Consider the following 24,396-nt stretch of genomic DNA (forward strand, 5'->3'; position numbering starts at 1 on the left):
TTATGTAAATTAAGACATACCCAAAAAGTGCCCAACGTCATTTAGATACGCTGTATTGGCAGAATATGCTTTGATGATTAGAGTTTGACGGCGCATTGGTCCGTTTGCTTTTGTCAGGATCACTACGTGTGGGGAGAACGTGTCATGACTGATGAAATCGCACCAACAACACACTTGATTTTTATATGTCCTAAGGGTGGGTTCTTGCGTGATATCAAAGGTGTAGCCAAGTGTTTGACCCAAAAGTTAGGTAGTAACTTCGGTGACCGTGTCAGCCTGACGATGCTCACCTGCCCTGATTTTCTGGTTCAGAGGACGGCGCAGCACTGGCACCGCGCTCTATGACCCTCACTACTAAACCGCGAATGCACGTAATGACCTCACATCCGGGCTTTCTTCTGAACCTGCTCGCGGGCGCAAAAGACTTGTTCGTAAACAATTGGAACGCAAAGACTGCGGATCCTTTGGCTAAACAAGAACATGTTACTCGGTATATTGGTGCCCCAACTCAATCTGTGATTTTTCGACTAAAAAAGTATAGCAACCTGTTGAAAATGCTAAATTCAGTTGTCTCTGGTGGCGTTGAACGACCATCTTTTCAAGTACAGAAATTGAAAGTTTTTCCGCACGGGTTTTGTGCGCGCACTTTGGGAAAGTCTTGATATTGATAATCCAATCAAAAATGACATTTCGCTCCGCCGTTTGGGGCAGCCGGATGAACTGGCCTCAGAGGTCAGTCAATATATGACCAAACAGGCGCTTGCCGTCTGTAACGGTTTGAACATGTGGACGTAAGGAACTGAGATGGAAATAAAAAATAAGATCGTTGTGGTTACTGGTGCAGCTAGCGGTATCGGTAAGGCTCTGGCAGTAAAGTTTGCGCAAGAAGGCGCGAAATGCGTTGTGTGCGCCGACCTGAACGCCGATGGAGCGATGGCCTGCGCCGATGAAATCGGTGGCGTTGGGTTTTCAGTGAATGTCGGGATTGAGGCTGAGATCAAAAACCTGATTGATCATGTTGAATCTGAAATTGGGCCGATTGATTTGTTCTGTTCCAATGCTGGTATTCTTACGACCGGGGGAGTGGATGCACCAAATGACGACTGGCAGCGGATTTGGGACATCAATGTCATGTCTCATGTTTGGGCCGCGCGACATGTAGTGCCGTTAATGACTGCGCGTGGTGGTGGGTACTTGCTAAATACTGCCTCGGCTGCTGGATTACTGAACCAAGTGGGTGCAGCGCCTTATGGCGTGACCAAACATGCCGCCGTGGGTCTTGCCGAATGGTTGGCGATGACACATGCGGATGATGGGATTGGTGTTTCTGTCCTGTGTCCTCAGGCCGTGCGTTCTGAGATGACACGGGGTCACGAAGAGTCCGTGGCCGCCTTGGACGGAATGCTTGAGCCGGAACCCGTTGCACAGGCCTGTGTCGATGCTATCCGGGATGGGCATTTTCTTGTGCTGCCGCATCCTCAAGTTCTGGATTATATGCGCATGAAAACAGCCGACTATGATCGTTGGCTCGGAGGAATGCGCAAGCTGAACCGCCAATTTGGCGGCACGCTTTGATCAGCTACGGGGCTTTTGCGGACGCATGAGCCCCTCTTGCGCCACGCTTGCAACCAATGTGCCGTCTTGGGAATAAATTGACCCCCGGTTGAAGCTACGACCGCGACCTGTCCATGGCGAATCCATCGTGTAGAGGTGCCAATCGTTGAACGCTATGGGGGCATGAAACCACATAGTATGATCCAGGCTGGCACCATTCACTTGTTGGGTGAACCAACTCAACCCATGGGGCCGCAAGCCAGAACTGAGCAAAGCCATATCCGAAGCATAGGCCAACAGAATATGTTGAAACTTAGGGTTCTTCCCAGCAGCAGCAGCCATGCGAAACCAAAGATTATGAGCGTCTTCGCTAGGCTTTGGCTCGAACAGATCAAGCGGGTCAACTTCACGCACCTCGATCGGACGTTCCCGCAAATATTCTGATCTGTGCTTTTCAGGAATCCGGTCAAGATAGCGATCTCTGACCGCTTCGCGTGTTTCATGGGCGTCAGGTTCTGCGACTGGGGGCATGGGGTGTTGATGGTCCCATCCTTCGTCCTCGGTATGGAACGACGCCGAAAGGTTCAAGATCTGCTTCCCATGTTGGATCGCAACCACTCGCCGTGTGGTAAACGATCCGCCGTCTCGTGCACGATCTACGGAATATATCACTGGAATTGACGGATCACCCGGGCGAATGAAATAGGCGTGCAATGAATGACACAGACGATCAGGGACCGTTCGATAGGCAGCTGCCAATGCCTGTGCAATGACTTGCCCGCCATAGATCCGGGTGGGTGTTTCACCACCCGAGCCTTGGCCACGGAACAGGTCGACCTCGAGTTGCTCGATGTCCAAAAGATCAAGGAGTTTCTGCTCCGCCTCTGTCATGGGTTCGACCTCATGTGTTGTTCAAAGCCTTTGCATAGTCGACAAATATATCAAAGCTCTCTGGGTTCACCATCGAGTCCCGGTTGACGACTTTTACAGGGTCCCCGCCCAATAACAGCTTTTTAACAGGAACCTCCAGCTTCTTACCGGACATTGTGCGCGGAACTTCGGCGATCTGGACGATTTCGTTAGGTACAAAACGAGCTGAGACGGACTCGCGTATTGCTCCGTTGATCTTGGCTTTCATGGCGTCATCCAGAAGTTCGCCTTCAGCCAGTACAACAAACAGCGGCATAAAGCTGTCGCGCCCGAGGAATTCTAGATCAATGACAAGTGTATCCAACACCTCGCTCAGACCTTCGACCGCCTGATAGATTTCAGAAGAACCCAGTCGCAAACCCTGTCTGTTGATCGTCGCATCAGATCTACCGTAAATAACGGATCCACCCTCTTCGGTGATCTCAATCCAATCGCCATGACGCCAAATACCGGGATAAGTATCAAAATAGCTTTCGTAAAGCCGCTGACCGTCTTCATCTCCCCACAGGAACAATGGCATCGAGGGCAATGGTTCAGTGCAAACCAGCTCTCCAACTTCTCCAATTAATTCAGTGCCATGCGCATCAAAGCTGCGAACGGCGTTCCCCAAGGCACGACATTGCATTTCACCAGCGCGTACCGGAAGCATGGGATTGCCTCCTACAAATGCGCCACAAAAATCGGTGCCACCAGAAATGGGCGCGAGCCAGATGTCAGGACGTACGGCGTCATAGATCCAATCATACCCATCTGACGTCAATGGCGACCCAGTTGTTCCCAGCGACCTGAGCGCACTCAAATCAAGATCATCACAAGGCCGGATCCCGGCTTTTGCGCAAATCGTGACATAGGCCGCGCCAACCCCGAAATAGTTGACACGTTCCTGTGCGACACTGCGCCAGACGGTCATCATATCCGGGTGGTTCGGGGCACCGTCATACATCAACACCGAGGCACCCTGCCCCAACGCCACAAATTGAGCATTCCACATGACCCAGCCCGATGACGTTAACCAACAGAACCGGTCACCGGCCTTTAAATCTTGGTGCAGGGATTGTTTGCTCCCTTCGAGTAAAATACCGCCATGACCGTGGACAATCGGTTTCGGATTGCCTGTGGTCCCCGAAGAATACACCACCCAAAGGGGGTGATCAAAAGGTACCTGCGCGAACTCGAGCTCTGCTTTGGTATGGATCAGATCAGACCAGGCGTGGACCCCTTTACTGACCTGCCCGATCACCGGCACCAGCACAGTTTGTTCTAGAGTTGGTAAACCGTTTCTGATCGTTTCGAGGACGTCGGATCGATCAATCATTTTGCCGGCATGAACATACCCATCCTGAGCAATCAGCACCTTAGGTTCGATTTGACGGAACCTGTCCAAGATCGCGACATGCCCCATGTCGGGTGCGCACAGGGACCAGATGGCCCCGATACTGGCCGTCGCGAGGCAAGCCACAAAGGCAGTTTCGGTGTTCGGCAAAATCGCCACAACCCGATCGCCCTGCCCGACCCCCATTGATTTCAAATGCTGAGCAACACTAGCCACCTGTGCCGCGAATTCGCCCCAAGACAATTCGGTCCTGCCAAATGTTTCTGATTGCACGATCAGGCATGGATCATTTGGGGTCTTGGCAGCGTGCAACAGCATCTGTTGCGCAAAGTTGATCTTTGCTCCGGGAAACCAGACGGCGCCTGGCATCTTGCGGTCAGCAAGAACCGCCGAATGCGGCGCGCTGGACTGAATCCCGAAAAATTCCCAAACCGCAGACCAGAACCCGTCCAGATCATTCACGCTCCACTGCCATAAGGCTTGGTAATCGTCGAACTGCATATTCCGCGTCTGTTCTAGCCAACCAGTAAACTCAGCCATACGGCTACTATCTGCGCGTTCCTTCGATGGTTTCCACAAGATGGGTCGAAGATCTGTCATGTTAAAAGGGCTCCGTGAATAAGGGCTTTGAGCTCTGCGCGAGACGAATAGCTGCTAGAGGGAGAAAGTTGAGTGAAGAAGACAACAGACAGGTCGAGAACTGGATCCACCCAAAAGAAAGTTGAGGCCATGCCGCCCCAACTGAAATCGCCAATGCTGCCGGGACAGCGCGCGCGTGCCGGGTCCAAGACAACAGCACCGCCTAAACCAAAGCCCATGCCCTCCATCGGTTGTTCAGCAAAACTCTGTGGGCCCATGGATGCAATGTCACCGGGCAGATGGTTCGACATCATGAATTCCAGGGTTCTTGGGCTGAGCAAGTGCCCTTCCCGGCCTTTACCTCCCTGCCGTATCATTTCTGCAAAAAGCATATAGTCATCTAGAGTTCCCAATAGCCCGCCACCGCCAGACCAAACTGTTGCGGCTTCAAATGGGGAACTGCCTGCTTCGTCAGCAAGGCGCAAAGACGACCCCCCGATTTGAGCGGCATTCAGGTCCATGGCGTTGCCTTCAAGCGGTGTATAGAGTGAGGCGAACCGATTAATATTTTGGCTACGAACACTAAATTCAGTATCAGTCATGCCGAGTGGAAGGAAAATTTCATCCTGAAAAAACTGATCGAGGGATTTCCCAGATACGATTTCGATGATGCGACCAAGTATGTCGATGCCAACCGAGTATTCCCATCGCGTACCCGGTTCAAAAGCCAATGGCAAAGCGGCGACCAACTCAACTTGCTCTGCCAAGGTGCCGCCGCGCGGCTTGAACACAAGATCCTGTGCCTCCATCTCTTGCGCCAAAACGCCGGGGTTGAAGGGATAGCTTAACCCGCTGGTGTGGGTCAAAAGGTGGTGCACCGTCGGTGTCGCACACGGCGTAACCTGGTCAATCGCCGTTGCTCCGGGAACAAGGGCTTGCATGTCACTAAAAGAAGGGATGAATTTCGAGATCGGCGTGTCGAGCGTGAACAGCCCACGTTCAACTAGCATCATCACCCCGACCGTCGTGATCGGTTTAGTCATCGAATATATGCGTGCAACAGTATCCCGTTCAAATGGCAGATCGTTTTCGACACTGCGTTGACCACAGGCGTTGAAATACACCTCTACGCCGCCTTGTTTGATCAAGACAGAGCTGCCAGCGTATTTTCGTTGATCAACATAGGCTTGCATCCAATTGCCAATGCGATCTAGTCGTTGAACGTTAAATCCGTGTCCGTTGAAATCGGTGACCATAGAATTTTACCCCTTTGAAATATTTGGATATGGCAGGTGAAATCAGAACACGAAGTTAGCCAATCATGCGCTGCATTGCCGATTTGGTTTCATCGCTGAACCAACCATTATTGGGGGTCTTGGCTTGCTCTTGCATCGTCCGTTCGATCAAAGTGATTGTTTCACCGCGGATTTGGCGTTTGATCGAAGCGTACGTTTTAGGTGGGTTTTTGCCCAATTTCCGGGCCTCGGAGATGGCCTTTTCAATAGGCGTTTCGTCCAGGACATCAATAATACCTGCGCGGTGCGCTGTTTCAGCATCAATCGGAAATCCGGTAAGCATCAGACGGCGCAACATGTTGGGGTCCAAAGTTGCGCGGGCGATTTCTAATGGACCTACCGGGAAATCTGCACCGACACGCACTTCGGCCAAACCAAATGACGCTTTTGTATTGGAGACGCGCAGGTCGCTTGCCAAGACAAAGAACAGGCCCCCGGCAATAGCTGCGCCATTAACGGCGCAAACCGTTGGTTTTGGGCAGTCAAACAATTTTAGAAAACCTGCATTCAAACCTTCGACGATCGCGTTTTGTTGAGGTAAATCGAACGCCTGTGCCTCGCGCAAATCAAGCCCGGCTGAAAACACCTTGAAATTGCTGGAAATAACGATTGCACGAACTGCATCATCTTGACCCAACGCTTCAATCTCAGCAGCGAAATCCATCAAAAAGATCGCGCTTAACGCATTCACTGGTGCACGTCCTAAAACCAGTTCGACCACGCCATCGCCGTGGTCTTTGCGCGTCAAGTTTGCTCGTGATGTCATGTGTCTCTCCTCCGTTCTAGAACAGTAGCGGGCCGGGTTGATCTGCGTCGAGAGCTTATAGGAGGGAAACCAATATAACCTTGGGTCGCAACGTCGTTTTTACATTCGTTGACAGAGTTTTACTCATCTCTTTACGCTCGGGAGAAACTGACCTGCGACCTGTTGAGACATCCGGAGGACAAATGAAACTATACTATGCTCAAAACAGCCGTGCCGTGCGCATAGCCTGGCTTCTTGAAGAGTTGGAACTGCCCTACGAGATTGAAAAGTTTTCGTTAGGTGACAAGGCCATGCGAGATCCATCCTATCGTGAGATTCACCCGATGGGTCGCGTCCCCTCCTTGGAAGATGGTGATGTTTCTATCTTTGAATCCGGAGCCATTGTTCAATACATACTCGAGCGCTACGCCGATGGCAGGCTTTCCCCCGACGTGAATTCAGAGGAGTTTCCTAACTATTTGCAATGGCTTCATTATTGTGAGGGCATGATTATGCCACCGATCAATACAATTGTGGTCGAAACGATCCTCCTCCCACCGGATCGACGTTCAGAAGCTCATGCGAAACGTGCGCTCAAACTGTTGAACCAAATGTTGATTGTTGTTGAGCATCATATGGACGGACGGCAATACCTTGCGGGTGAATTTTCCGGAGCGGACATTATGACCGGGCATTCGGTAATCATGTCCGGGCGCATGGGTGGTGATCTGAGCGATAAACCCAATCTTCAAGCCTATGCGGATCGGCTGATGGCGCGCCCCGCCTTGCAAAAAGCGTGGTCCTTGTGATGGCTCCTGTTGTTTTAATCGTTGGGGCTGGTGATTACATTGGTGCCGCAATCGCAAAGCGGTTTGCCCAAGGCGGTTTCACGGTCTGCCTGGGACGTCGCAATGGTGATAAGCTCGCGCCGTTGGTGACCGAAATCGAAGCTATGGGCGCACAGGCCCATGCCTTTGGCATGGATGCGCGAGACGAAGAGTCCGTGGTCGAAACGTTCGCCCAAATTGAAAATAATATTGGCCCGTTAGAGGCGGTCATCTTTAATGTTGGCGGCAACGTACGGTTTCCAATCCAAGAAACCACTTCGCGTGTCTTCCGAAAAGTATGGGAGATGGCATGCTTTGCGGGTTTCCTGACTGCACGCGAAGCCGCACGTAGTATGGTGCCACGCAAACGGGGATCCATTTTCTTCACTGGCGCATCTGCCTCCATGCGCGGGAACGACGGCTTTGCGGCTTTTGCTGCGGGCAAAGCAGGACTACGCGCCATGGCGCAGAGCTTATCGAAAGAACTGGGGCCTAAGAACATCCACGTGGCCCATCTGGTCATAGATGCGGGCGTTGATACAGCCTTTGTGAGGGAACGGATCAAGCAGGCTGGAGGAAATCCTGATACACTCCCGCCTGACACGTTGATGAACCCAAACTCCGTGGCCGAAGCATATTGGATGTTACACCAGCAGAACCGGGATGCCTGGACGTTTGAATTGGATCTACGCCCGTATGGAGAAAAATGGTGAAACAAGTTATTGATTTCTATTTCGATTTTGGAAGCCCGAACGCCTATCTTGTGCATAAGGTATTGCCGAATTTGGCTCAGGCAAATAATGCGTCAGTACGATACCACCCGATCCTGTTGGGTGGTGTTTTCAAGGCAACCAACAATCAAAGCCCGATGGCTGCGTTTGCTAATGTGAAACATAAGCTTGCCTACCAAGCCATTGAAATAAAACGGTTCGTTGAACACCACAAATTGACGTTCCATATGAATCCGTTTTTTCCTGTTGTAACTCTGGGCATCATGCGAGGTGCGGTTTTTGCTCAAGGAAAACCTTGGGAGACGACATATCGCGACGCCATTTTTGAAGCCATGTGGGTACATGGTCAAAAAATGGATGATCCGTCTGTTATACAAGAAGTTTTGAACGAAGCAGGCTTGCCAACTCAAGAATTTCTAGAAGCGACGCAAGATCCTGATGTTAAAAACACCCTAGTGACTGCAACAACGAGTGCGGTTGATCGCGGAGTGTTTGGTAGCCCATTTATGTTTGTTGATGATGAACCATTTTTCGGAAAGAACGCATTGCAAGATATTGAAATATATATGAAGTAGTGATGAGCCCGCCAAGGTTTGACGGGCTCAGAATAGATTTATGGACGCTTCATCTTACACGTTGTGGGGCTGTCGGCTGCAGCCATGTCCACCGTGTTCTCAACCAGAAGCCCATACCCAGAGTTGTCCATATCGTGGGTGACCTGATCGGTATGCCCCTGAATATGAACAGCTTGGATCGCCTGGTGATCAGATTCGCGCATCTTGATTTTGGTTCCCCAAATCGAGTCGTGCTCCATGCCTTCAAGTGCATGCGCAATTGCAACTACATCAGTGGCTGACCCCGCATCATCGATCGCACGTGCAAGCATCTCCATCACATTGGCGATACGTGGCTGCCCTAGATCATCATCAGGGTACCGGGCTTTGAATGCTTTGGAATAAGCATCTGCGCGATCCGAAACTGGTGGGTTGATTTGCCCTTCGCCAACCAACTTCAATGAACCTTTTCCAGATTCACCAAAGGCGGCTGTGATCCCTGTTCCGGCAGCATAATATGTATAAATCGGCCCCTCATACCCGTTTTCCAGAATGGCTTTGCCCAGACCGCGCATATCCGCGCCCCAGTTACCGGTGATCACAGCATCCGCTTCGGCGGCCATGATCTTACGGCCATATGGGGTGAAATCCTTGATCTTCCCGATTGGGTGCAGCTCGTTGCCGACGATTTCGATATCAGGTCGCTTTTCGCCAAGGAACTTGACTGCCGCTGCTGCGACCGCCTTACCAAAGGAATAGTCTTGGCCGATCACATAAACCTTCTTGATTTCATCTTTCTCAGCGATGACATCCGTCAGGGCGTCCATTTTGATGTCAGCGTTGGCGTCGAAACGGAAATGCCAGAAATTACATTTGTCATTTGTAAGCGCCGGGTCGACAGCGGAATAGTTCAGAAACAAAACGCGTTTGTCTGGGTTGCGTTTGTTATGTTTTTTGATTGCGTCAGTCAAAGCATTCGCAACACCTGAAGAATTCCCCTGTGCAATGAACCGGATGCCTTGATCAATAGCTACTTGCAGTTGGATCAGGGATTCTTTGGCGCTGATCTTGTTGTCAAATGGGACGATTTCGAATTCTTGCCCACCAAGAACGCCCCCTTTTTGATTCACCAGCTGATCTGCGGCAAATTCATATTGATGCAAACCATCTTCGCCCGTAGCGGCGAAAGGTCCTGATAACGGATCAATAAAAGCGATCTTGATATTTTCGGCGAAGCCAGCAGATGCACTTACAACCAATGCAAGTGCGGTAGACAAACCAAACCTTGTAATAGTGCGCATTTTGGATTTCTCCTCCCTAATCCAAGCCCGGCGTTTGTTGTTTGCCGTGGCTTTCTTAGGCTTGCACATACTCTCACAAAGTCAACAGTTTGATCCATTTGTCAGGGCTTGAGGCTGAGGAAATTGGCCGCTTCGATCAATTGAGGGGAATATTCGCGTTCTAGTTGCTCTGGTGAAACATGAAAACTTGGCCCACCGACATTCAACCCATAAACCCGGGCATTGTTCAACGATCGCACTGGCACTGCGATCCCGTTTACATCCGCGCGCCAATCACCAAATCCAGAGCAGTAGCCCTTTTTATCATACTCAGCTTGTGCCGCAGCATAGCTGTCCCACAACTCAGACGCAGGCACGCCTAGATCATTTGCGCTTTGTTTTATCATGATTTCGCGATCTTGTTCGGCAAGGCCAACAAGAATGGCCCGACCAATGGCGGATCGAAACAAGGGCAACCTTGACCCAACGTGCATCGATAAAGACACATCTTCGCGTGACCGGTGAACAGCAACATAGATGACGTCGCTGCGATGTGCCTCACCCAGAGCGGCGGTGATGTAAGAGTTGCCGCTGTTACGGAGGGATCGCAATACATCTGATGCGCGGTCACAAATATCCATACCGGACAGAACCCCAAATCCAAGGTTCAAAACCCCGACCCCCAACCGATACGTCCCGGATTGGGAGTCGTTAACAAGATAACCCAAACGACACAGGGTATAGGTCAACCGAGATATTGTCGGTTTGGGTAGATCGGTCCGCTCCGAAAAATCCAGGTTACTCAGAGAAACCTCTCCTGGGCGAAAGCAACACAACAGGTCCAGCCCACGAGAAAGAGCCGTAACAAAATTGCGATCTTTAGGATCCTCAAGACCCGCAGCGTTATTTCCCTGACCACCCATACCAAGCTCCGTTACATGTCCAGCGCCTCTAACCCGCGTTTTGCAAAGACCGGCACATACTGGCCTAGCGTGATCGCGCGTTCAGGGTTGGATGCATTGCCATCTAGGGCGCGTTTAAGGACCCCCTGAATAATGGCTGCCATTCGAAAAAAGTTGAAAGACAGATAGAATCCGAAATTTTCAATTCCATTCAAGCTACGGCGCTCGCAATACTTGGCAATAAACTCTGCATCAGAGGGCAAGCCAAGGGCAGCCCGGTTAATCCCTGCCATGCCACGTCCTTCGTTTCCAACGGGCATCTGCCATTGCATGATTACCGCGGCAAGATCCGCATAGGGATGACCAATGGTCGAAAGCTCCCAATCCAGAATGCCAAGGCATTTGGTTCCGTCTTTTTCAAACATCATGTTATCGATACGATAGTCGCCATGCACCAATGTACGTTGTCCATCATCTGCTGGCATGTTTGATTGCAAAGCCTCGATCAACTGGTCCATTTCCGGGACTTTATCAGTTTCAGATGCCCTATATTGCTTGGACCAGCGCCCGATCTGACGCTCGAAGTAATTGCCCGGTGGGCCATAATCGGACAATCCAATAGCATCGATATCAACCATATGCAGGGCTGCAAGCACCCGGTTCATTTCATCAATCACCGCTGTGCGGGTCTCATTGCTTTCATCAGGCATGGTCGGTTCAGAGAAATTGCGCCCGTCCAAATGATCCATAATATAAAATGAGGACCCAATGATCGCATCATCTTCACAAAGAAGATGCATCTTGGCGACAGGCACTTCGCTGTCAGCAAGCGCGCGCTGGACGCGAAATTCCCGATCAACTGCATGGGCGGATTTAAGCAAAACACCGGGTGGTTTGCGACGCAACACATAATTGCGCGTCGGTGTTTTCAACAAAAAGGTTGGGTTCGACTGCCCTGTTGCAAACTTGTCGGCCTCCAATGGGCCTTGGTATCCTGGCAAATTGGCGCTCAAATACGCATCAACGGCCGTCAGATCTAGCGTTTGTGCTGTATTGCTCATGTTGGGCTCCTCATCAGCTGTAGGTCAGCAATTTTGCTGCATCAGGTGTAGCAAAATGGGGTGTGGTATTGAATTCATGCAGAAAGAAAGCGCGGCTTGAAAAAATGAATTTTGTCATAGCCGTGTTTTTGACCTGTAGATTCAACGCAATCATCTGTTCAGGCGGAGCATTTAGACAATTTGCGACCAGCTGCCCAATTGCGCCACCTGAGCTGACAACCAACACTCGTTGTTTATCCGTGTCCACAGCGAACGTTTGTGCGTCCTGCAAGCGCGTCTTAAAGTTGATCCAGGTTTCGCTTGCACCTTCTAAGCCGCCAGCTTGCCATTCCCGCAAGGTTTCTCGCAACGTGCGAAAATGCGTTTTGCGATCTCCACGCACAAGATCGGGGATCGTTCCCCCAAATTTAACGCGCAACAGATCATCAAAGTCATACTCATTGAACCCGGGATGTTCTTCGGGGATCGCATCATACCCCATCGACGCAACCGTTTCTTTTTGGCGGGTCAACGAGCCAGTCACCAAGCGGTCAGGGACCCATCCCATCTCTCGCAGGGCGGCACCAGCCATCTCTGATTGCTGGTGGCCCAGATCGCTTAGACGATCATAATTGTCAGTTCCGAAAGACGCCTGAGCGTGCCGGACAACCAGAAGTTCAGCCATGATTCACCCGGTGAACTCGGATGCCAGCCGTGCACCTGCAGCGCGGTATTCCTGATCGATCCGATCGACCAGCTCCCCTGCAGTTACTACGTCTTGGACGTCGCCAATACCTTGCCCCGATCCCCAGATTTCTTTCCAGGCTTTTGGTTTGGAAGACCCCTGTCCGAAATTCATCGACGAAGAGTCTGCAGATGGCAGATCATTTGGATCCATTCCCGCTCGTTCGACGGATTTTTTAAGATAGTTGCCATGTACACCCGTAAACAGTGACGAATAAATGATGTCTTCCGCTGTGCTGTCCACGATCATCTGTTTGTATTCTTCTTGGGCGTTGGCCTCTTTTGTCGCAATAAAGGGAGAACCTGCGTAGCCAAAGTCAGCCCCCAAAGCGCGCGCTGCCAGCAATGCCTCGCCACTAGCGATGGCCCCGGACAGGGCAAGAGGCCCGTCAAACCACGACCGGATTTCACGGATCAACGCCAACGGCGATTGTTGGCCAGCATGACCGCCGGCACCCGCGGCAACAGCAATCAAGCCATCCGCACCTTTTTCAATCGCCTTTTTTGCGAATGTGTTGTTGATGATATCGTGCAGAACCACGCCACCACAGGAATGCGCTGCTTCGTTTACTTCGACCCGTGCACCCAACGACGTAATCCAAACAGGCACCTCCCATTTGGCGGATATCTCCAGATCTCGTTCCAGACGCGTGTTTGACCGATGCACGATTTGGTTCACCGCATAGGGCGCGGCTGGATTATCTGGATTTTGTTGATTGTGACGGTCCAGTTCTTCGGTGATTTGCTTGAGCCACGCATCCAGCAAGGGAGGTTCACCCTCGGCTTCGCGGGCGTTCAGTGCGGGAAACGACCCGATAATGCCCGCTTTGCATTGTGCAATCACCAATTCGGGAACCGAAATGATAAACAACGGTGAACCGATCAATGGGATCCGCAGCCCACGCAGGGCTTTCGGCAGATGGCTGTCGTCGCGTGTCCAGTTACTGTCTTTCATTTCAACACCTTGTCGTGAAAAATTAAGGTCACTCACCCCAAGGGAGAGAAAGGCCACGCGCTTCGGCAGCTTTGCGGGCATATTTTTTTGTTTGGCTAAAGGCATCTGTCAGCTCTTGCTGATTGATTGCATTCTGCATTTGGTCCATCTGCGCGGCCACGTTTTCAGGAGTGATTTCATCCCCCTGCAACAAGATTCCATCCGTTTCATAAACGCGCGTTTGAGCGAAACAGCCAGCGCCTGCCGACATAATCACACGAGACGGAGCATCTTCGCTGACAAGATATAGCAGACCGGGAGTGATGGTTTCTGGTGCGAGCAATTCAAGGGCTTCAGGTGGCATTAAGCTTTCAGTCATGCGCGTGGCGGCCGTCGGAGCCAGACAATTCACGCGGATATCTTCGCGAGCGCCTTCCAGATGGAGAACATTCATCAGGCCCATCATGGCGGCCTTGGCGGCCCCGTAGTTGGCCTGACCAAAATTCCCATACAGGCCGGACCCGGATGAGGTCAGCACCACGCGCCCGTATCCTTGGGCACGAAAAATTGGCCAACACGCGTGCGTGCAGTTCGCGCTGCCGATCAAATGGACATCAACCACTTTTCGGAAATCATCCATCGTCATTTTGCCGAACGTTTTGTCGCGAAGAATACCGGCATTATTGACCAGAATGTCGATGCGGCCCCATGTGTCCATGGTTTTAGCGACCATATCGGCCACTTCCGCCTCAGAGGAGACATCCGCTCCGTGCGCAAAGGCTTCGCCCCCGGCTGCACGAATTTCTTCGGCCACAGCTTCAGCGGCATCGGACGAACGACCCTGACCATCTGTTGAGACGCCTAGATCGTTGACCACAACCTTTGCACCGCGTGCCGCCAGACCCAATGCATGACTGCGTCCAAGGCCCGTTCCAGCACCCGTTACAATCGCGACGCGATCGTCAAATCGAATATCCATAACTGCGTCCCTTAATGCATTGCTTTTTCGAAAAGATTATGACCCGACATCACATTAATACCGCCAGAAACGGGGATAACCGCGCCTGTGATATAAGCGCCGCCGCGTCCGCAAAGGAACAACATGCATCCGGCGATATCTTCGTCACGTCCGACGCGCCCCAAAGGAACATCGCCTCCAACTTTTTCACGCATATCCTCATCTGCAGTCGCAAAGGCGGTCATCCGCGACACAAAGGGGCCCGGTGCAAGAGAATTGACAGTCACGGCTTGTCCCGCCAATTCTTTAGCTAAAATCTTGCTCATATGGATCACCGCGGCTTTTGATGCGGCATAGCTATAAGCGCCATCTCCCATAGGGATTTCGCCCATGACAGATCCAACGTTCACAACACGCGCTGGATCATCGACAGATCCAGATTCAATCAACATTGGCAATAGTTTCTGAGTGAGATCAAACACGCCAGAGACGTTGACGGCCATCACTTTTTCCCACGCTTCGTGCGGAAATTGGCCAAGCGGTGCGCCCCAAGTAACCCCAGCATTATTCATAAGAATATCAAGTGTTTCAGTCCGCTCTTTTACGCTAGCAACGAGCGCATCAACCCCTTCTTTGGTGCCAACATCGCCAGCGAACCCTTCGGCGGTGCCAGGCGCATCTAGATCGTTCAGTTGCTGCGCCACGGCTTCGCAAGCGTCTGCTTTACGAGACGCAATAAGGACGCGTGCCCCTGCACGCACGAGCGATTCGGCCGCCATGCGACCAATGCCAGTTGCGCCGCCCGTAACCAGAGCTGTTTTACCGTGAAGTGAAAAAAGTGCTTCGGGTGTCATAGTTAATCCTTAGAATCCGCGCGCTTGCGCGATAATGTTAGCGTGATATCCATAGTCGCCCAACCATTCCGTAGCGACACGTGCGCGCTTCATGTAAAAGCCCATATCAAAGGCGTCGGTCATGCCGATGCCCCCATGCATTTGCACGCCTTCTTGAACCGCGAGCTGTGCTGTCTCTGTTGCGCGGGCTTTGGCAAGAGACACAGCCATAGAGGCGTTCTCTGGGTCTTGGTCCAATGCGCGACCAGCGTTCAAGATCGCTGAAGCTGTCACTTCACACTCGCACCACAGATGCGCAGCACGGTGTTGCAAGGCCTGAAACGCTCCAATCGGAATACCGAACTGCTTGCGCTCTTTCAGGTATTCAACCGTCATTCCAAACGCGCCAGCGGCAAGGCCAGCCATTTCAGCCGCAAGTGCGGCCTGCCCGGCTTCGAGTGCTGGTTTCAGAACACGCATTGCGTCATCGACCTCTCCCAACACATCCTCACCGTTCGCTTCGACATTGTCGAAATTGACCAAAGCCGCATTTCGGTTATCAATCATCGCTTTGGCTTCGCGTGTGATACCTGGTCGATCGGTCGGTAAATCAAATAGGGTCAACCCATCATTGGTTCGAGCCAGAACCAGCATGCGATCCGCGTTCCCACCATCAACAACAAACCGCTTTTCACCTGAAAGACGGAAACCATTGCCTTCGCGACGCGCTTCGAGTTGCGAGGCTTCCGGATTGAACTTGGCGCTTTCGTCAACAGCAAGCGCATATGTAACGTCGCCCGACGCAATCTGGCGCAGAGCCTCGGTTGCGCGTGTATCACTGGCCTGTCGCAACGCCGTCGCAGCGATCACCGCTGTCGCAATAAAAGGTGATGATACAAGCGTTTTGCCCATTTCACCAGCCAGAACACCGGCAGCGGCATGGCCCATATCTGAGCCGCCCGCGTCTTCGGGAACAAGAATACCAGCCCAGCCCATTTCGGCCATGGACTTCCACAATGCCGCATCTTGAGTTTGCCCAGAATCGCGCAATCCGCGCAGATGTGAAACGGGTGCAGCATCGTCAAGAAAACCGCGTGCCGCATCCGCGAGCATGACTTCTTCTTCTGTTATTACCAGTTTTGCCATTTTCTTACCCCGGAAGCCCAAGAACGCGTTTGGATAGGATTGACAGCATCACTTCGGATGTCCCGCCTTCGATTGAATTAGCTTTGGTGCGAAGCCAATTGGGTGCGCGCCCGTCATCCCATTCCAAAGCGTCTGCACCACCGGCCGCCATAACAAGCTCCAACCGTCGTTTGTTCAGCTCGGTGCCCATGTATTTCAACATGGCCGAAGCATCGCCCGTGCCCTGCCCGGATTCGGATTGATCTTTGTAGCGTTCCAGCGTCAGCTCGACCGCCAATGTGTCAACTTCGGCGCGCATCGCGTCTCCGCGGAGTATCGGATCGCTAAGCCCCGTCTCACTGTCAGCCAACACAGCCCCCAAGGCACGACCACCGCCCATGGATCCGCCACCGGCTGAAATCATCTCGCGCTCGTGGGTCAGTAGGTATTTCGCAACATCCCAACCCCGATTGATTTCACCAACAACTTGTTTCTTGGGAAAGGGCACATCATCAAAGAACGTTTCGCAAAACGGAGATACACCAGAAATCAGCTGGATTGGTCGTGTAGAAACACCCGGTGTTTCCATATCGATCAATACAAAAGAGATCCCTTTGTGTTTGGGCGCATCCTTATCTGTGCGAACCAGTGCAAAGATCCAATCAGCTTTGTTTGCGTATGAGGTCCAGATTTTTTGACCATTGACCAACCAGTGATCGCCATTGTCCTCACATTTGGTTTGGACGTTGGCCAGATCCGAGCCAGCACCCGGCTCAGAATAGCCCTGGCACCATCGCACTTCGCCTCGTGCAATCGGTGGAAGATAGTGCAGTTTCTGCTCATGAGTCCCAAAGTGCAAAAGAGCGGGTCCAAGCATCCAAATGCCAAAACTCTGCAAGGGATAGCGGGCGTCAATCGCCGCCATTTCTTCGTGGAAAACCTTCTCTTGCGCCCGGCTCAGACCTGCTCCACCGTACTCGACCGGCCACGTCGGCACTGTATACCCTTTGGTGACGCAGCGTTGTAGCCAGGTACGCTGGTCATCTGACGTAAAGTCCCAGTTCTTTCCGCCCCAGCAGATGCTAGCCTCGTCATTGCCACCATCACGCATCGATGCAGGGCAGTTTTGTTCAAGCCAGTCACGCAATTCGCTGCGAAATACCTCTAGCTGATCCGCGTCCTCTGTCATGCTTCCTCCTACCCGCATATATCTGTTTCGCTATGCAGAATTGCATTTCGAAATTCGGTTGACAACAGGCAGAGCGGTCCCAAGACTTCACGTCAAATGGCAGTACGGTGGTTTTTCCACCAAGGAGATTGACGAATGGAAGCGATGTTGAGCGTGGCCGTAGGTGGCCCCGAAACACTTGAATTGACTAAAATGGCAGACCCGACACCGGGTAAGGGCGAGTTGTTGATCCGGGTTCGTGCGGCGGGTGTGAACTTTCCAGATACATTGATAATCCGGGATCTTTACCAGATGAAGCCGCAGCGCCCGTTTGCGCCGGGTGGGGAGATTGCGGGCGAGGTTTTGGCCATTGGCGAAGGCGTTAGCGGTTTCACCGAAGGGGATCGCATTCTGGCCCTCACAGGGCATGGCGGCTTTGTCACGCATCTAAACATCAAAGCCAGCGCAGCAGTCAAAATACCCGATGAAATGACTTTTGAGGATGCCGCCTGTTTCATTTTCACCTATGGGACGTCGCACCATGCGCTTAAGGATCGCGCTCAAATTCAACCGGGTGAAACTTTGCTGATCCTCGGTGCGGCAGGCGGTGTTGGTGCGGCTGCTATTGAATTGGCTAAGGCTGCCGGGGCCAAAGTCATCGCCGCAGTATCGTCAGATGAAAAAGCTGAGTTCTGCCGCCAGATTGGCGTCGATGAAACTATCGTATACCCGAGAGAGTTAGACCGCGATGCCCAGCGTGCCCTTTCAGCCGAAATCAAAAAGCTATCAGGAGGCCAAGGTGTCGATGTCGTTTATGATGCTGTCGGCGGAGATTATGCAGAACCCGCCCTACGCGCGATGGCTTGGAAAGGACGTTTTCTGGTCGTTGGCTTTCCTGCAGGCATCCCAAAAATTCCATTGAATCTGACCTTGTTGAAAGGCAGCCAGATCGTGGGCGTTTTCTGGGGGGCATCCGTATTTCAGGAACCCAAGGGTCATGCCGAAAATATGGCAGACCTGTTCCGCCTCTATGCAGAGGGTAAGATCAAACCGCAGATTTCGGCGCGTTTCCCATTGGTTGGGGTCCCGCAAGCATTGGAGATGATGCAGGACCGCAAGGTGATGGGCAAAGTGGTTATCACGCTGGACTAAAGGCTCAGGTGAGATGCGCGCAATCGTTAAAGCCCCGGATTTCCATTCGATCGCCCAGGATAACCAGGCGGCTAATGGACCCATTGGCGGCCCCATTGAACGCAAAGGGCGCGGCACCGCTGGCAACCGCCATCGCCGCGCCAATTACACCACCGTGAACAAACGCCGCGACCCGTTGATCCCCATGGTTCTTGGCAATGCGAAGCAATCCCGCACGCACACGTTGGTGCAAAGTAGCTGTGGTTTCTGCGCCGGGGATTTCGCCCCACTCCTGCCCTTCTTTGGCACGCTGAAATGCCGGATCGTTGTTTGCTGCACGAACCCGGTATTCCCCACCGTCCCAATCGCCCAGGTACACTTCGCGCAGGTCGGGTTCAATAATCGGTTCAATCCCCAAATGCCCTGCCAAAGGGGCGGCCGTTTGATGAGTCCGTACCAACGTCGTGACATACAAGGCGTCCAGCGGTTCAGATTTCAATCGATTGCCCACGGCAATCGCCTGCGCTTCGCCATTGATATGCAACGCCGGATCGCCATGGCCATCCTTCAACGGAAAGCTTTCACCGGGACGTGCCGGTTGGCTTTCTCCATGACGGACCAGCAAAAGATCTACGGCGCCTTTGGGCGGTTGATACACGTGCTGCCTGTATTCCTGAGCCATCTCGGCCTCCCTTATTTTGTTTCTCGCATCCTGCGCCAAAGCTGAAAGGATTTGCAATGACCACTCGAACCTTGGACACGGGCACCGATATGTTGCTGTGTTCTGTCACCGATCACGTAGCAACAATCACCCTGAACAATCCCAAAAAGCGCAATGCGTTGGGGGATGAAATGACCCCTGCCTTGCGCAAAATGCTGACCGAGACCGAGGCCGACCCCGATGTCCGTGTGTTGGTTCTGACCGGATCGGAAGGCGCATTTTGTGCCGGGGGTGACATCACCAGCATGGGCAGTGCACTGGCCGGTGGAGGATCACCAGACGCAGATGCTATGATCCGTCGACTGCGCGAAGCGCAAAATACCTGCAGTTTGCGGCTGTATGAATATACCAAGCCCACTATCGCGGCCCTTCCTGGCGCTGCTGCTGGGGCTGGCATGTCGATTGCTTTGGCCTGTGATTTACGGATCTGCGCGGCAAGTGGCTTTATGCTGCCCGCGTTTGGGGCGATTGCGCTCAGTGGTGATTTTGGCGGCAGCTGGTTACTAAGCCATTACATCGGCCCTGCGCGCGCCAAGGAATTCTATTTTACCAATCGGCGTATTCTCCCCGAAGAGGGCTTTGAATTGGGGCTTTTCAACCGATGTGTCGCAGATAAAGACCTGCAAAAAGAAACGCATGCGATGGCCCAAGAGATTGCGCAATTTGCGCCAATGGCCCTGCGTTACATGAAAGAAAACCACAATCGTGCGCGGTCAGTTGATCTACGCACAGCATTGGACATGGAAGCTGATCGTATGATCCGCACCATGCTAAGCGCGGACCATTCCGAGGGCGCACGTGCCTTTATTGAAAAGCGGCAACCTGATTTCAAAGGACACTGAGACATGCAAAACCGACAAATCGCTGTGGCTGAATTGCCAACCGGCACGCTGACCGAGGCCAACTTCGCACTCGAAAAGGCGATCATGCCAACGCCAAAGGACAATGAGGTTTTGCTACGCACAATCCTGATGTCGATTGATGCCGCGAACCGCTCTTGGATGCAGGGTGCAACCTACCGCGCGGCGGTAAAAGCCGGAGACGCAATGCCGACCTATTCAATCTGTGAAGTGGTCGAAAGCAAATCTGAACGTTTTTCCGCGGGTGATATCGTTGCAACTGAGTCTGTATGGGCAGATTATGTCGTGTGCCCTGCCCGACAGTTGCAAAAGCTGCCAGACATGGCCCCGCTATCTAATTTGATGTCTGTCTATGGTATTGCAGGGAAAACTGCGTTTCACGGGCTGGTTGGCGTTGGCAAACCTATCGCCGGTGAGACAGTTTTGGTTTCAGCTGCGGCTGGGTCTGTTGGCGGATATGTTGGGCAAATCGCTAAGGCGCTGGGCTGTCGTGTTGTTGGCATCGCCGGTGGACCCGATAAATGTGCCAGTGTTGTGCAAGACCTTGGGTTTGACGCCTGTGTTGATTACCAAGATCCTGGCCTGTTCAAAGCACTCAAGGCCGCTTGCCCAAATGGGGTCGATATCTATTTTGATAATGTTGGCGGCAAAGTTCTGGAAACAGCCCTGTTCCACATGAATGAACGCGGTCGTGTAGTGTGTTGTGGGGCGATAAGCCAATACGACACCAACAATGCAACGGGACCCCGCAATTTGCCCGGACTAGTGGTGGTCAAGCGTTTGCGGATGGAGGGGTTCATCGTCATGGATTTTGCCGATCAAGATGCGACTGCCCTGCGTGCGCTAAAACATTGGGTTTCGACGGGACAGATCAAAGTTCAGGAAGACATAGTTGAAGGGCTAGAAAACGCGCCTTCAGCCCTAATCGGTCTTCTGGCTGGGCAAAATCGTGGCAAGCGCATGGTTCGAGTCTCAGCTGACCCTTCTTAATAGCCGAAAAGGAAATGACATGACCGCGATAGACGCAGCGCTTGCCGCAGAAGAATTGAAACTGAATACCGAAATTGGTGTCGCCAACTGGATAACCGTAGATCAGGCAATGATCGACCAATTTGCAACGACGACCCAAGATGAACAATGGATCCATATTGATCCAGATCGTGCTGCAACCGAGACCCCATTTGGCGGTGCGATAGCACATGGGTTCCTGACGCTCTCGTTAGCAAGTCGCTTTGCATATGACTGCTTTGAGGCACATGATGGACAAGTCATGGGGATCAACTATGGCTTTAACAAACTGCGCTTTCTTTCACCGGTTCTAGCTGGTTCGAAAGTTCGTGGCCGTTTCGAACTCAAATCCGTGCGAAAACGGTCAGAGACAGAACTGCTGCGGGAACATCAACTCACCATCGAAATCGAGGGTAAGGAAACTCCAGCTTTGATTGCCGAATGGCTGGGATTGAGCATTTTCGAGGCTTGAACTTCGACAACCCCATTCAAGGGCGTGAATCTGTTTCTTATTAGCGTCACCTTCGCAGGAACACGCCCTCTTTCTGTCAGGAAATCTAGACAGATCCCTTTCGAGGTGACTATGACAGCATAGAATGGGGAAATGGCTGTTATGAATAGAATTTTGGTCTTGAACGGCCCGAATCTGAATTTGTTGGGGAATCGTCAACCCGAAGTGTACGGACGCACGACGCTTCAGGATGTTGAAACAGCTTGCACGTCCCACGGAGAGAGCCTGGGTTTCGCAGTTGAATGCATGCAGTCCAATCATGAAGGCACATTGATCGATGCGATCCATGCTGCCAAAGGCGTTCAGAATGGTCTTGTTCTGAACGCTGGCGCCTACACTCATACGTCGATCGCCCTGATGGATGCCATTGCTTCGGTAGAGTTGCCATTGATCGAAGTCCACCTGTCAAACATTCACGCTCGCGAACCCTTTCGCCACCGATCCTACATTGCACCCGTAGCCGTTGGGCAAATCTGCGGGTTCGGGGCACATGGGTATATTCTGGCACTAGACGCTCTGGTTGAGCATCTTGGAAAGAAGCGATTCAATGACGCTCAGTGAATACCTTCAATTCATCAGTTATACGACAACGCTCGAAGAGCTTTGGGCAGCTCACACCGAACAGATGGCCGAGTATGGGTTTGACCGCCTTTTGTATGGTTGTACACAACACCGTACTGAAACCTCTTTGGGTGATCCTGAAGATTTCGTGATCCTGACCAACCATAGTCAGGACTATATCGACGGGTTTCTGCATTCGGGGCTGTATTTCCACGCCCCCATGCTGAGATGGGCATTGGACAACGATGGTGCGGCAAGCTGGGCCATGATCGGGCGACTGATGTCCCAGCAGGCCCTAGGAAAGAAAGAGCAGCAGGTTTATGATTTTAACCTGAGCAAAGGTGTAACCGTCGGCTACACTGTCAGTTTCAATTCCGTTTCCCAACGCTCCAAGGGGGCCATCTCACTTTGTGCCCAAGTTGGAATTACCCAAGAAGAACTGGATGCGGTTTGGGCAGAACGTGGTCAAGACATCTTGCTGATGAACAATGTTGCACATCTCAAGATTCTGACTCTTCCTTATAGCGCGCCCAATCGGGCACTGACAAAGCGTCAACGCGAGGCGTTAGAGTGGGTCGGAGACGGTAAAACGACGCAAGATATCGCGCTACTTATGGGGCTCACTTCCGCCACTGTAGAAAAGCATCTGAGGCTGGCGCGGGAATCCTTGTCAGTGGAAACAACAGCCCAAGCGGTGCTGAAAGCCGCATTGCACAACCAGATGTTTATCATGGAAGCTTGACCTAATTTGACTGCTTTTGCCGGTAGTTTACCCAAGGTAAGGAATACATGACTTTCAAAACGAGCCTAGCCGCCGCAATATATTTAAGTTCCGTGAGTGGTGGCTTTAGCCTGGGGACAAAGGGAAAGACCCCTGCGATTTCAGGGCACTCTTTCTTGTTCGGTGTTAGGTACGTATTGTTCCGTACCTGCCCCGGAAAAAATTGAGGGGCTCCATCCATCCCCATCGTTGGGGTCCCTCATCTCAATCCTGTTTTGATCCGGGTCGCGTTTTCGCGGCCTTTTTTGTTTACTTTCTGACCGCCTATTTGGGGGACACACAAAAAAACCGGCCGCAAAAGATGCAACCGGTTTTCTTAATCTTGCGGGCTATCGCGGAACGTCGGCGATAGCCGGATCAGGAAACTTAACCCTGAGCGACTTTGGCAACTTCTGCTGCGAAGTCTTCTTCTTTTTTCTCGATGCCTTCACCAACTTCGAGGCGAACAAAACCAGTGATTTCTGCGCCTGCTTCGGCAGCAGCAGCACCAACAGTCAGGTCAGGGTTCACAACGAACGCCTGGTTCAACAGAGTCGCTTCGGCAACGAATTTCTTCATCCGGCCAACGATCATCTTTTCGATCACCTGCTCTGGTTTGCCAGATTCACGAGCGATGTCCATCTGGACCTGCTTTTCTTTCTCGATGACGTCGGCGTCCATGTCAGCTTCGGACAGAGCGGCAGGGTTTACGGCAGCGATGTGCATCGCAATCTGCTTGCCCAGTGCGTCGTCGCCGCCTTTCAGGGCAACCAGAACACCGATTTTACCCATACCTGCGGCTGCGGCATTGTGTACATAGGATACAACAACGTCACCTTCCAACGCAGCCATGCGGCGTACAGACATGTTTTCGCCAATTGTGGCGATCTTGTCGGTGATGGTCGCTTCGACGGATTTGCCACCCATGTCCGCGGCTTTCAGCGCGTCGATGTCGGACACACCCAGAGCTGCCGTAGCAATACCTGCAACCATTTCCTGGAATTCGGCGTTCTTACCAACAAAGTCGGTTTCCGAGTTCACTTCGACGGCAACACCTTTGGTGCCTTCGACCATGACGGCCACAAGACCCTCGGCGGCGGTACGGCCGGATTTCTTGGCGGCTTTTGCCAGACCTTTGGTGCGCAGCCAATCAACTGCGGCTTCCATGTCGCCATCAGTTTCGGTCAGCGCTTTTTTCGCGTCCATCATGCCTGCGCCGGTGCTGTCGCGCAGTTCCTTAACGAGTGCTGCTGTGATTGCCATATCTTGGCTCTCCTCAAATCAAAACGGATTTGGGGCAGGTCATACCCTG

26 protein-coding genes are annotated in these 24,396 nt (G+C 52.3%); 11 read left to right on the top strand and 15 right to left on the bottom strand.

Features of this window, described 5'->3' with window-relative positions:
* Positions 1–144: 144 nt before the first annotated feature.
* Both ABWV33_RS12040 and ABWV33_RS12045 read left to right on the top strand, forming a co-directional pair.
* Positions 145–345, top strand: coding sequence for a hypothetical protein (locus tag ABWV33_RS12040; RefSeq protein WP_353330999.1), 201 nt, complete (start codon positions 145–147; stop codon positions 343–345).
* A 459-nt stretch (positions 346–804) separates the two neighbouring features.
* The gene (locus ABWV33_RS12045; RefSeq protein WP_113824225.1) at positions 805–1,575 is read left to right on the top strand and encodes an SDR family oxidoreductase; all 771 of its coding nucleotides are present in this window, start codon (positions 805–807) and stop codon (positions 1,573–1,575) included.
* Here the strand turns inward: ABWV33_RS12045 and ABWV33_RS12050 are convergent, their stop codons facing one another.
* From ABWV33_RS12050 to ABWV33_RS12065, 4 genes are read right to left on the bottom strand one after another with little or no spacing between them, the layout of a single operon-like run.
* On the bottom strand, positions 1,576–2,445 hold the full coding sequence (locus ABWV33_RS12050; RefSeq protein WP_353331001.1) for an acyl-CoA thioesterase: 870 nt from the start codon (positions 2,443–2,445) through the stop codon (positions 1,576–1,578).
* 10 nt (positions 2,446–2,455) lie between these two features.
* Positions 2,456–4,417 carry an acetoacetate--CoA ligase gene (locus tag ABWV33_RS12055; RefSeq protein WP_353331003.1) on the bottom strand — a complete coding sequence of 654 codons (1,962 nt, stop codon included), beginning with the start codon at positions 4,415–4,417 and terminating at the stop codon, positions 2,456–2,458.
* Positions 4,414–5,652, bottom strand: a complete 1,239-nt coding sequence (locus tag ABWV33_RS12060) for a serine hydrolase domain-containing protein (protein WP_353331005.1) — start codon at positions 5,650–5,652, stop codon at positions 4,414–4,416. The genes ABWV33_RS12055 and ABWV33_RS12060 overlap by 4 nt, the downstream gene beginning before the upstream one ends.
* A 55-nt stretch (positions 5,653–5,707) precedes the next feature.
* Entirely contained in the window at positions 5,708–6,457 is a 750-nt protein-coding gene (locus ABWV33_RS12065) for an enoyl-CoA hydratase/isomerase family protein (RefSeq protein ID WP_353331007.1), read from the bottom strand.
* Between the two features lie 182 nt (positions 6,458–6,639).
* Here ABWV33_RS12065 and ABWV33_RS12070 point away from each other — a divergent pair, with 182 nt between their 5' ends.
* From ABWV33_RS12070 to ABWV33_RS12080, 3 genes are read left to right on the top strand one after another with little or no spacing between them, the layout of a single operon-like run.
* Positions 6,640–7,245: a glutathione S-transferase family protein gene (locus ABWV33_RS12070; RefSeq protein ID WP_121999586.1), complete on the top strand. Its 606-nt coding sequence runs from the start codon at positions 6,640–6,642 to the stop codon at positions 7,243–7,245.
* Entirely contained in the window at positions 7,245–7,976 is a 732-nt protein-coding gene (locus ABWV33_RS12075) for an SDR family NAD(P)-dependent oxidoreductase (protein WP_353331009.1), read from the top strand. The genes ABWV33_RS12070 and ABWV33_RS12075 overlap by 1 nt, the downstream gene beginning before the upstream one ends.
* Positions 7,973–8,569, top strand: coding sequence for a 2-hydroxychromene-2-carboxylate isomerase (locus ABWV33_RS12080; protein WP_353331011.1), 597 nt, complete (start codon positions 7,973–7,975; stop codon positions 8,567–8,569). Before ABWV33_RS12075 ends, ABWV33_RS12080 begins: the two co-directional genes overlap by 4 nt.
* 38 nt (positions 8,570–8,607) lie before the next feature.
* On the opposite strand, the gene ABWV33_RS12085 is transcribed toward ABWV33_RS12080, so the two are convergent.
* The 9 genes from ABWV33_RS12085 to ABWV33_RS12125 all read right to left on the bottom strand — a co-directional run bounded on the left by ABWV33_RS12085 (position 8,608) and on the right by ABWV33_RS12125 (position 17,553).
* On the bottom strand, positions 8,608–9,849 hold the full coding sequence (locus ABWV33_RS12085) for a branched-chain amino acid ABC transporter substrate-binding protein (protein WP_113824232.1): 1,242 nt from the start codon (positions 9,847–9,849) through the stop codon (positions 8,608–8,610).
* A gap of 101 nt (positions 9,850–9,950) precedes the next feature.
* Positions 9,951–10,751, bottom strand: a complete 801-nt coding sequence (locus ABWV33_RS12090; RefSeq protein ID WP_353331013.1) for an IclR family transcriptional regulator — start codon at positions 10,749–10,751, stop codon at positions 9,951–9,953.
* Positions 10,752–10,762: 11 nt separating this feature from the next.
* Positions 10,763–11,791, bottom strand: coding sequence for a phosphotransferase family protein (locus ABWV33_RS12095; RefSeq protein ID WP_353331015.1), 1,029 nt, complete (start codon positions 11,789–11,791; stop codon positions 10,763–10,765).
* Between the two features lie 13 nt (positions 11,792–11,804).
* Positions 11,805–12,455: a histidine phosphatase family protein gene (locus ABWV33_RS12100; protein ID WP_353331017.1), complete on the bottom strand. Its 651-nt coding sequence runs from the start codon at positions 12,453–12,455 to the stop codon at positions 11,805–11,807.
* Between the two features lie 3 nt (positions 12,456–12,458).
* The gene (locus ABWV33_RS12105; protein WP_121999581.1) at positions 12,459–13,469 is read right to left on the bottom strand and encodes an NAD(P)H-dependent flavin oxidoreductase; all 1,011 of its coding nucleotides are present in this window, start codon (positions 13,467–13,469) and stop codon (positions 12,459–12,461) included.
* 28 nt (positions 13,470–13,497) lie between these two features.
* Positions 13,498–14,427 (bottom strand): SDR family NAD(P)-dependent oxidoreductase, encoded by a 930-nt coding sequence (locus ABWV33_RS12110; RefSeq protein ID WP_353331019.1) that lies wholly within the window; start codon positions 14,425–14,427, stop codon positions 13,498–13,500.
* Positions 14,428–14,438: 11 nt separating this feature from the next.
* A complete protein-coding gene (locus tag ABWV33_RS12115; RefSeq protein WP_353331021.1) occupies positions 14,439–15,260 on the bottom strand; it encodes an SDR family oxidoreductase in 822 nt (273 codons plus the stop codon).
* Between the two features lie 9 nt (positions 15,261–15,269).
* On the bottom strand, positions 15,270–16,385 hold the full coding sequence (locus ABWV33_RS12120) for an acyl-CoA dehydrogenase family protein (protein WP_353331023.1): 1,116 nt from the start codon (positions 16,383–16,385) through the stop codon (positions 15,270–15,272).
* Between the two features lie 4 nt (positions 16,386–16,389).
* The gene (locus ABWV33_RS12125; RefSeq protein ID WP_353331025.1) at positions 16,390–17,553 is read right to left on the bottom strand and encodes an acyl-CoA dehydrogenase family protein; all 1,164 of its coding nucleotides are present in this window, start codon (positions 17,551–17,553) and stop codon (positions 16,390–16,392) included.
* Positions 17,554–17,688: 135 nt separating this feature from the next.
* On the opposite strand from ABWV33_RS12125, the gene ABWV33_RS12130 reads away from it, so the two are divergent.
* On the top strand, positions 17,689–18,684 hold the full coding sequence (locus ABWV33_RS12130; protein ID WP_353331027.1) for an NADPH:quinone oxidoreductase family protein: 996 nt from the start codon (positions 17,689–17,691) through the stop codon (positions 18,682–18,684).
* 4 nt (positions 18,685–18,688) lie between these two features.
* Here ABWV33_RS12130 and ABWV33_RS12135 read toward each other — a convergent pair whose 3' ends face one another.
* On the bottom strand, positions 18,689–19,345 hold the full coding sequence (locus tag ABWV33_RS12135) for a histidine phosphatase family protein (RefSeq protein WP_353331029.1): 657 nt from the start codon (positions 19,343–19,345) through the stop codon (positions 18,689–18,691).
* A 56-nt stretch (positions 19,346–19,401) separates the two neighbouring features.
* Between ABWV33_RS12135 and ABWV33_RS12140 the strand changes: the two genes are divergently transcribed.
* The 5 genes from ABWV33_RS12140 (at position 19,402) to ABWV33_RS12160 (ending at position 23,066) form a co-directional block, all read left to right on the top strand.
* The gene (locus ABWV33_RS12140; RefSeq protein ID WP_353331031.1) at positions 19,402–20,226 is read left to right on the top strand and encodes an enoyl-CoA hydratase-related protein; all 825 of its coding nucleotides are present in this window, start codon (positions 19,402–19,404) and stop codon (positions 20,224–20,226) included.
* A 3-nt stretch (positions 20,227–20,229) separates the two neighbouring features.
* Positions 20,230–21,234 carry an NADP-dependent oxidoreductase gene (locus ABWV33_RS12145; protein ID WP_353331033.1) on the top strand — a complete coding sequence of 335 codons (1,005 nt, stop codon included), beginning with the start codon at positions 20,230–20,232 and terminating at the stop codon, positions 21,232–21,234.
* A gap of 19 nt (positions 21,235–21,253) precedes the next feature.
* Entirely contained in the window at positions 21,254–21,724 is a 471-nt protein-coding gene (locus tag ABWV33_RS12150; RefSeq protein ID WP_353331035.1) for a MaoC family dehydratase, read from the top strand.
* 141 nt (positions 21,725–21,865) lie between these two features.
* Complete coding sequence (gene aroQ, locus ABWV33_RS12155; protein WP_353331493.1) at positions 21,866–22,324, top strand: type II 3-dehydroquinate dehydratase; 459 nt, start codon at positions 21,866–21,868, stop codon at positions 22,322–22,324.
* Positions 22,311–23,066, top strand: coding sequence for a helix-turn-helix transcriptional regulator (locus tag ABWV33_RS12160; RefSeq protein WP_353331037.1), 756 nt, complete (start codon positions 22,311–22,313; stop codon positions 23,064–23,066). Before aroQ ends, ABWV33_RS12160 begins: the two co-directional genes overlap by 14 nt.
* 405 nt (positions 23,067–23,471) lie before the next feature.
* Here ABWV33_RS12160 and tsf read toward each other — a convergent pair whose 3' ends face one another.
* The gene (tsf, locus tag ABWV33_RS12165; protein ID WP_164617170.1) at positions 23,472–24,347 is read right to left on the bottom strand and encodes a translation elongation factor Ts; all 876 of its coding nucleotides are present in this window, start codon (positions 24,345–24,347) and stop codon (positions 23,472–23,474) included.
* Between the last annotated feature and the right edge of the window lie 49 nt (positions 24,348–24,396).

The sequence above is a fragment of the Phaeobacter sp. NW0010-22 genome (assembly GCF_040365955.1).
GTDB lineage: Bacteria > Pseudomonadota > Alphaproteobacteria > Rhodobacterales > Rhodobacteraceae > OMPR01.